The 7,588-nt window shown below is 40.3% G+C and carries 3 protein-coding genes, 7 tRNA genes and 1 pseudogene; 10 read left to right on the top strand and 1 reads right to left on the bottom strand.

The window, feature by feature from the left end; translation table 11 throughout:
- Position 1 precedes the first annotated feature (1 nt).
- From QRD39_RS10000 to QRD39_RS09955, 10 genes and pseudogenes are all read left to right on the top strand, one after another.
- A tRNA-Phe gene (locus tag QRD39_RS10000) sits at positions 2-74 on the top strand.
- Positions 75-87: 13 nt separating this feature from the next.
- Positions 88-168, top strand: a tRNA-Tyr gene (locus QRD39_RS09995).
- Between the two features lie 5 nt (positions 169-173).
- Positions 174-244: transfer RNA gene (locus QRD39_RS09990), tRNA-Trp, on the top strand.
- 11 nt (positions 245-255) lie between these two features.
- Positions 256-328 (top strand) — tRNA-His (locus QRD39_RS09985).
- 7 nt (positions 329-335) lie between these two features.
- Positions 336-407, top strand: a tRNA-Gln gene (locus tag QRD39_RS09980).
- Positions 408-416: 9 nt separating this feature from the next.
- A tRNA-Leu gene (locus tag QRD39_RS09975) sits at positions 417-500 on the top strand.
- 50 nt (positions 501-550) lie between these two features.
- On the top strand, positions 551-4,945 hold the full coding sequence (locus QRD39_RS09970) for a PolC-type DNA polymerase III (RefSeq protein ID WP_285956387.1): 4,395 nt from the start codon (positions 551-553) through the stop codon (positions 4,943-4,945).
- 168 nt (positions 4,946-5,113) lie between these two features.
- Positions 5,114-6,354: pseudogene (locus tag QRD39_RS09965) on the top strand (aminopeptidase).
- A 19-nt stretch (positions 6,355-6,373) separates the two neighbouring features.
- Positions 6,374-6,604: a GlsB/YeaQ/YmgE family stress response membrane protein gene (locus QRD39_RS09960; RefSeq protein ID WP_002888342.1), complete on the top strand. Its 231-nt coding sequence runs from the start codon at positions 6,374-6,376 to the stop codon at positions 6,602-6,604.
- Between the two features lie 132 nt (positions 6,605-6,736).
- Complete coding sequence (locus tag QRD39_RS09955; RefSeq protein ID WP_002888341.1) at positions 6,737-7,165, top strand: MarR family winged helix-turn-helix transcriptional regulator; 429 nt, start codon at positions 6,737-6,739, stop codon at positions 7,163-7,165.
- A 188-nt stretch (positions 7,166-7,353) separates the two neighbouring features.
- On the opposite strand, the gene QRD39_RS09950 is transcribed toward QRD39_RS09955, so the two are convergent.
- Positions 7,354-7,424 (bottom strand) — tRNA-Cys (locus QRD39_RS09950).
- Positions 7,425-7,588 lie beyond the last annotated feature (164 nt).

The raw sequence follows: 7,588 nt of genomic DNA, 5'->3' as shown, positions 1-7,588 counted from the left end.
TGGCTCGGTAGCTCAGTTGGTAGAGCAATGGATTGAAGCTCCATGTGTCGGCGGTTCGATTCCGTCTCGCGCCATTTATTTATATTTGGAAGGGTAGCGAAGAGGCTAAACGCGGCGGACTGTAAATCCGCTCCTTCGGGTTCGGGGGTTCGAATCCCTCCCCTTCCATAGTAACGGGCATAGTTTAAAGGTAGAACTAAGGTCTCCAAAACCTTCAGTGTGGGTTCAATTCCTACTGCCCGTGTTAATATAATGGCGAATGTGGTGAAGTGGTTAACACATCAGATTGTGGCTCTGACATTCGGGGGTTCGATTCCCCTCATTCGCCTATACTTTGGGGTATAGCCAAGCGGTAAGGCAAGGGACTTTGACTCCCTCATGCGTTGGTTCGAATCCAGCTACCCCAGTTATACTTTGCCGGCGTGGCGGAATTGGCAGACGCGCTGGACTCAAAATCCAGTGTCCGCAAGGACGTGCCGGTTCGACCCCGGCCGCCGGTATAAGTTACACTCCATGAGGAGTGTTTTTTTGTATATAGGAGTTATTTTTTATGTCTGATAAATTTCAGCTTCTTTTAAAACAAATTCGTTTTCCTAAGGATCATAAAACTTATAATGAAATTAAAGATGGTTCTATTCAATCTGTAAAATTATCAAAATCAAAACGTCGTTGGTTTTTTGTTTTTACTTTCCAAAATGTTCTGTCAAGTGAGAGCTTTAACCTTTTTAATTCGTTACTTCAGTCTACTTTTAATTCCCTTGGTGCAGAAGTTTCTTATGAGTTTATTTTGGAGTCATCGTCTTGTGATAATGACTTACTATCTTTCTATTTTTCTTATGCTTTAGAGTCTTTAAAGGTTTCACATTTTTCCCTTTATTCTTTATTCTCCAATCTCAATGTTGAATTTTTTAATGAAGAAATTCTCGTTAAAGCTCCATCTCATATTTTTAGAGAGAATGTTCAGGATAGATTTATTTTTTTAGTTTCTAATGTTCTTTCAAATGTTGGATTGTCTGATGTTAAAGTTTCCGTTGTTGAAGATAAAGATGTATCTTCTTCTTTCGAAACGGCTTATGAAACAAATAAAGTTTCCTTGCAGGAGCAAGCTGAATCTCAAGCAAAACAAGTTCTTCAATCTATTGTTGAAAGTGAACCAGTATCAACTTCTCGACTTGAGCAGAGTCCAAGATATACCGAGAAACAAAGCCAACGTCAGGCAAGCTTTGATAAGGCTGAGATAACCCCGATGATTGATGTTAATTCTGAAGAAAACAGAATTGTCTTTGAGGGATATATCTTTGATGTTGAACAACGTGAAACGAAGACAGGACGTATTATCATTAATTTTAAAGTAACTGATTATACTTCAAGTTTTGCGATGCAACGTTGGGCGAAGGATAGTGAAGAGCTCGCTAAGTTCGATATGATTAAAAAGGGAAACTGGGTAAGGGTTCGCGGACGTATTGAGAATAATCCTTATACACATAGTTTGACGATGAATGTACAAGATATTAAGGAGATTTCTCATACACCTCGTAAGGATTTGATGCCTGAGGGACAAAAGCGTGTTGAATTCCATGCTCATACCAATATGTCAACTATGGATGCGATGCCTACCGTTGAGGAGCTTATTGATACAGCGGCCTCTTGGGGGCATCCAGCAGTTGCTATAACTGACCATGCCAATGTTCAGAGTTTTCCTCATGGTTACCATAGGGCTAAAAAAGCAGGGATTAAAGCTATTTTTGGTCTTGAAGCTAATCTTGTTGAGGATAAGGTTCCTATTGTTTATAATTCTGAGGAATTGGAATTAAAAGAAGCAACATATGTTGTTTTTGACGTTGAAACGACGGGCTTGTCTGCTGTTCATAATGATTTGATTCAGATTGCGGCATCAAAAATGCATAAAGGTAATATTATTGAGCAATTTGATGAATTTATTGATCCAGGTTACCCCTTGTCTGCATTTACTACTGAATTGACTGGTATTACTGATAATCATGTTAAAGGTGCCAAACCTTTGTTACAAGTATTACAGGAGTTTCAAGATTTTTGTCAGGGAACGGTGCTAGTAGCTCACAATGCGACCTTTGACGTTGGGTTTATGAATGCCAATTATGAAAGAAATCAATTACCAACAATTTCACAACCGGTTATTGATACTTTGGAATTTGCTAGAAATCTTTATCCTGAGTATAAGCGTCATGGTTTGGGACCTTTGACCAAGCGTTTTGGTGTAGCTTTGGATCACCACCATATGGCCAATTATGATGCGGAAGCTACGGGTCGTTTGTTGTTTATTTTCATTAAAGATGTATTTGATAAGCATGGTTTGACTAATCTGGAACAGTTGAACACGGAGTTGGTTTCTGAGGATTCGTATAAAAAGTCTCGTGTCAAACATGCGACGCTCTATGTTCAGAATCAAACTGGTTTGAAGAATATCTTTAAATTGGTCAGCCTATCAAATGTATCATATTTTGAGGGAGTAGCCCGTATTCCTCGTACGGTTTTAGATGAGTATCGTGAAGGAATCATTGTAGGTTCTGCTTGTGCGGACGGTGAGGTTTTTGATACGCTCTTGTCTCATGGTATTGAAAAGGCAGTTGAAGTTGCTAAATATTATGACTTTATTGAAGTTATGCCACCGGCAATTTATGCGCCATTGATTGCAAAGGATTTAATTAAGGATGAGGCAACTGTAGAACAGCTGATTCGGGATTTGATAGAGGTTGCTAATCGTCTTGACAAGCCTGTGCTTGCTACCGGAAATGTACATTATATCAATCCTGAGGATGCCATTTATCGTGAAATCATTGTTCGTGCTTTGGGACAAGGAGCTATGATTAATAGGCCGATTGGTAAGGGAGAAAATGCTAAACCGGCTCCTTTACCCGAAGCACATTTTAGAACAACCAACGAGATGCTAGATGACTTTGCCTTTTTGGGGAAAGAGTTGGCCTATGAGGTTGTAGTAACGAATACGCAAGCTATGGCGAATCGAATTGAAGAGGTCGAGGTTGTCAAAAAAGACTTGTACACGCCTTTTATTGATCGTGCGGAGGAGCAAGTTGCTGAGATGACTTATGCTAAAGCATTTGAGCTATACGGTAATCCTCTACCTGATATTATTGACCTACGGATTGAGAAAGAATTGTCTTCAATTCTTGGTAATGGCTTTGCCGTAATCTATCTGGCTTCGCAGATGTTGGTTAACCGTTCAAATGAACGTGGTTACTTGGTTGGCTCTAGGGGATCTGTTGGCTCTAGTTTTGTTGCGACAATGATTGGAATTACTGAGGTAAATCCTATGCCTCCTCATTATTTATGTCCTAAATGTCAACATTCTGAGTTCATCACAGATGGTTCTTATGGTTCTGGTTTTGATTTGCCTGATAAGAAGTGTTCAGAATGTGGAACCGAGTATAAGAAAGATGGTCAAGATATTCCTTTCGAAACCTTCCTAGGTTTTGATGGGGACAAGGTTCCTGATATTGATTTGAACTTCTCAGGAGATGATCAGCCGTCAGCCCACTTAGATGTTCGAGATATTTTTGGTGAGCAATATGCCTTTCGTGCTGGAACAGTAGGTACTGTTGCAGATAGGACGGCTTATGGTTTTGTCAAGGGTTATGAGCGTGATTACAATAAGTTTTACCGTGATGCCGAGGTCGATCGTTTGGCCATGGGAGCTGCTGGGGTTAAGCGAAGTACAGGTCAACATCCAGGTGGTATCGTTGTTATTCCAAATTATATGGATGTCTATGATTTTACCCCTGTCCAATATCCGGCCGATGATGTGACTGCTGCTTGGCAAACGACTCACTTTAACTTCCACGATATTGATGAGAACGTGTTGAAGCTTGATATTCTGGGACATGATGATCCGACGATGATTCGTAAGTTGCAGGATTTATCGGGAATTGATCCCAAAGATATTCGAGCAGATGATCCGGATGTAATGAAGCTTTTTTCAGGTACCGATATTTTAGGTGTAACACCTGAACAGATTGGGACACCAACGGGAATGTTGGGAATCCCTGAGTTTGGGACTAACTTTGTTCGTGGTATGGTCGATGAGACGCATCCGACGACCTTTGCGGAACTCTTACAGTTATCTGGTTTGTCTCATGGTACAGACGTTTGGTTGGGTAATGCACAAGATTTGATCAAGGAAGGTATTGCCACTCTGAAAACCGTTATTGGTTGTCGTGACGATATCATGGTATACCTAATGCATGCGGGATTAGATCCTAAGATGGCCTTCACCATTATGGAACGTGTGCGTAAGGGAATGTGGTTGAAGATTTCTGAAGAAGAGCGAAATGGCTATATTCAAGCCATGCGTGAAAATAATGTTCCAGACTGGTATATTGAATCTTGTGGAAAAATCAAGTACATGTTCCCGAAAGCCCATGCGGCAGCCTATGTTATGATGGCCCTGCGTGTCGCTTATTTCAAAGTACACCATCCTATTTATTACTATTGTGCCTACTTTTCTATCCGTGCCAAAGCTTTTGAACTTAAGACTATGTCGGCAGGGCTTGATGCTGTTAAAGCGAGAATGGAAGATATTAAAGAAAAGCGTCAACGAAATGAAGCGACTAATGTGGAAATTGATTTGTTTACGACCCTTGAAATTGTCAATGAAATGTTAGAACGTGGCTTTACCTTTGGTCAGTTAGATCTTTACAAAAGTCAGGCAACTGAATTTCTGATTGAGGGAGATACCTTGATTCCACCGTTTATTGCACTTGAAGGTTTGGGCGAGAACGTTGCCAAACAGGTAGTTGCTGCACGTGAGGAAGGAGAATTCCTTTCTAAAACAGAATTGCGTAAACGAGGAGGTCTTTCATCCACTTTGGTTGAAAAGCTAGATGAAATGGGAATCCTAGGCAATATGCCAGAAGATAATCAGTTAAGTCTTTTTGATGATTTCTTTTAGGAGCGAAAAGAAATCGTGCATAAACTTGAGAGGATGGAGTTAGTCTCTGTTCTCTTTTTTATTTTTCTTGCCAACTGCAGTGGGTAAGGCAAGGTTAAAGCTGTGAGGAAACTTTTTTCTTGGTCTTATGGTATACTGTTAGAAAATTATAGTTTCAGGGAGTTGATTATGGTTTTACCACATTTTAAAGAAAATCTTGAAAAATATGCTAAATTATTGGTTGCCAATGGGATTAATGTACAACCTGGTCATACGATGGCCTTGAGTATAGATGTAGAGCAAGCAGAGCTAGCTCATCTTTTAGTTAAAGAGGCCTATGCTCTAGGAGCAGCTGAGGTAATTGTTCAATGGTCGGATGATATCATTAATCGAGAACGATTTTTGCATGCTGGTATGGACCGAATTGAAGAGGTTCCTGCCTATAAAAAGCTGAGATGGAATATTTGCTGGACAAGAAGGCAAGTCGCTTAGGTGTTCGTTCATCAGATCCAGGGGCCCTTAATGGTGTAGCTCCTGAACGTCTATCTGCTCATGCTAAGGCTACTGGGGTGGCCTTTAAACCTATGCAGGTGGCAACTCAGTCTAATAAAGTTAGTTGGACTGTAGCTGCTGCAGCTGGTAAAGAATGGGCTAAGAAGGTCTTTCCTGATGCTTCGAGTGATGAGGAAGCTGTAGATTTACTTTGGGACCAAATTTTCAAGACCTGTCGTGTTTATGAAGAGAATCCTGTACGTGCCTGGAAGGAACATGCTGATCGTTTAGATGCTAAAGCACGCCTACTTAATGAGGTACAATTCTCAGCCTTACACTACCAAGCACCTGGAACAGATTTAACTCTAGGATTACCCAAAAATCACGTTTGGGAATCTGCAAGGGCAATTAATGCACAGGGTGAAGGCTTCCTACCTAATATGCCAACCGAAGAAGTCTTTACGGCACCAGATTTTCGTCGTGCAGATGGCTATGTCTCAAGTACAAAGCCTCTAAGTTACAATGGCAATATTATTGAGGGAATCAAGGTAACCTTCAAAGACGGTGAGATTGTAGACGTTACAGCAGACCAAGGTGATGAAGTGATGAAGAATCTCGTCTTCAACAATAATGGAGCGCGTGCTCTAGGTGAATGTGCCTTGGTACCAGATCCAAGTCCTATTTCACAGTCTGGTATTACCTTCTTTAATACCCTTTTTGATGAAAATGCCTCCAACCATCTAGCTATTGGAGCAGCCTATGCTACCAGTGTTGAGGGAGGAGCAGACATGACAGAAGAGGAGCTTAAGGAAGCTGGTCTTAACCGTTCAGATGTACACGTAGATTTTATGATTGGTTCAAATCAAATGGATATTGATGGTATCCGTCAAGATGGTAGTCGTGTACCAATCTTCCGAAATGGTGATTGGGTAATTTAAGTAAGAAGGAGGAATTCTTATGATTGGAAGTATGATAGTTGGTTTTCTAATTGGTCTTATTGCCTCTGCTATTTCAAACCGAGGTGAGCGAATGGGCTGTATTGGTAAGACATTTTTAGGATGGCTTGGCGCTTTTGTTGGGCAACTTCTTTTTGGAAATTGGGGACCGATGCTATCAGGCACCGCTATTGTTCCTTCAGTATTAGGTGCGGTGATTTTATTGGCTCTTTTTTGGAATCGTAATAGTTAGTAAATGAAAGAGTTCTGAGGTGTTGGTTAGATATCTAAGAACTCTTTTTCTTATTTCTTCTTTTTCATATACCACTTTTAGAAAAACTGTGGTAGAGTAATAAATACAGCATCTATTTGGAAAGGACTATAAATGAGCGACTTAGATAAAAACATGGCTGTCAAGAGTATGGTTGTTATGCGTAAGGCTTTTCGTACCATTGATGCCAAGGTCTCTGAGACTTTTAAAGAATTTGATTTAACACCAACCCAATTTGGAGTTATGGATGTGTTAAATGCCAAGGGACGTATGAAGATTGGTGAATTAATTGATTGCATGCTTGCCACTTCTGGTAATATGACTGTTGTCATAAAAAATATGGAGAAAAAGGGCTGGTTGAGTCGACAAGCTTGTCCAACGGATAAGCGAGCTTTCGAGGTTGATTTGACAGATGAGGGCCGTCGAATCATTCAAGCAGCAATTCCACCGCATCAACGAGCAATTGAGGAGACTTTTTCCGTTTTGACTTCTGAAGAACAAACACAGCTGGTGGAGCTCCTGAAAAAATTTAAGAATGTCTGAACATATTTATTTGTGTTTTAAATATTACAATCTTAGTTTGATTAAAGTTTGAGAGCGTATCTTTAAGATAGCTGCTATTAGATATGCTCATTAGTTTATGATTTATGGATTCCTGAAGCTTCTGGCTTCGGGGATTTTTTATGCGATTATAGCAAAAAAAGACACCCTTAGGTGTCCTCAAATTATGAAGGCGGTAGACGGATTTGAACCGACGATCAAGCTTTTGCAGAGCCGTGCCTTACCACTTGGCTATACCGCCATAACAAATACCATTCTATCGAAAAAAGAATGATTCGTCAAGTCTCTTTCATCAAATAGGCGATTGGACTATTAAAGCTACGTATATTCAAAAAACATACTAAGATTAGTAGTGAAGAAATCTCCGACGGGAGAGAGTACTCACTACTTTTTCTTTGTGTTAAA

The organism is Streptococcus raffinosi, assembly GCF_030284685.1.
GTDB lineage: Bacteria > Bacillota > Bacilli > Lactobacillales > Streptococcaceae > Streptococcus > Streptococcus raffinosi.
The sequence above is the reverse complement of the archived record's forward strand: the minus strand, read 5'-3'. Positions and strand labels throughout refer to the sequence as shown.

Coding starts and splice junctions, on each gene's coding strand:
- QRD39_RS09970 (WP_285956387.1), top strand. CDS start 551: ATGTCTGATAAATTTCAGCTTCTTTTAAAACAAATTCGTTTTCCTAAG.
- QRD39_RS09960 (WP_002888342.1), top strand. CDS start 6,374: ATGATTGGAAGTATGATAGTTGGTTTTCTAATTGGTCTTATTGCCTCT.
- QRD39_RS09955 (WP_002888341.1), top strand. CDS start 6,737: ATGAGCGACTTAGATAAAAACATGGCTGTCAAGAGTATGGTTGTTATG.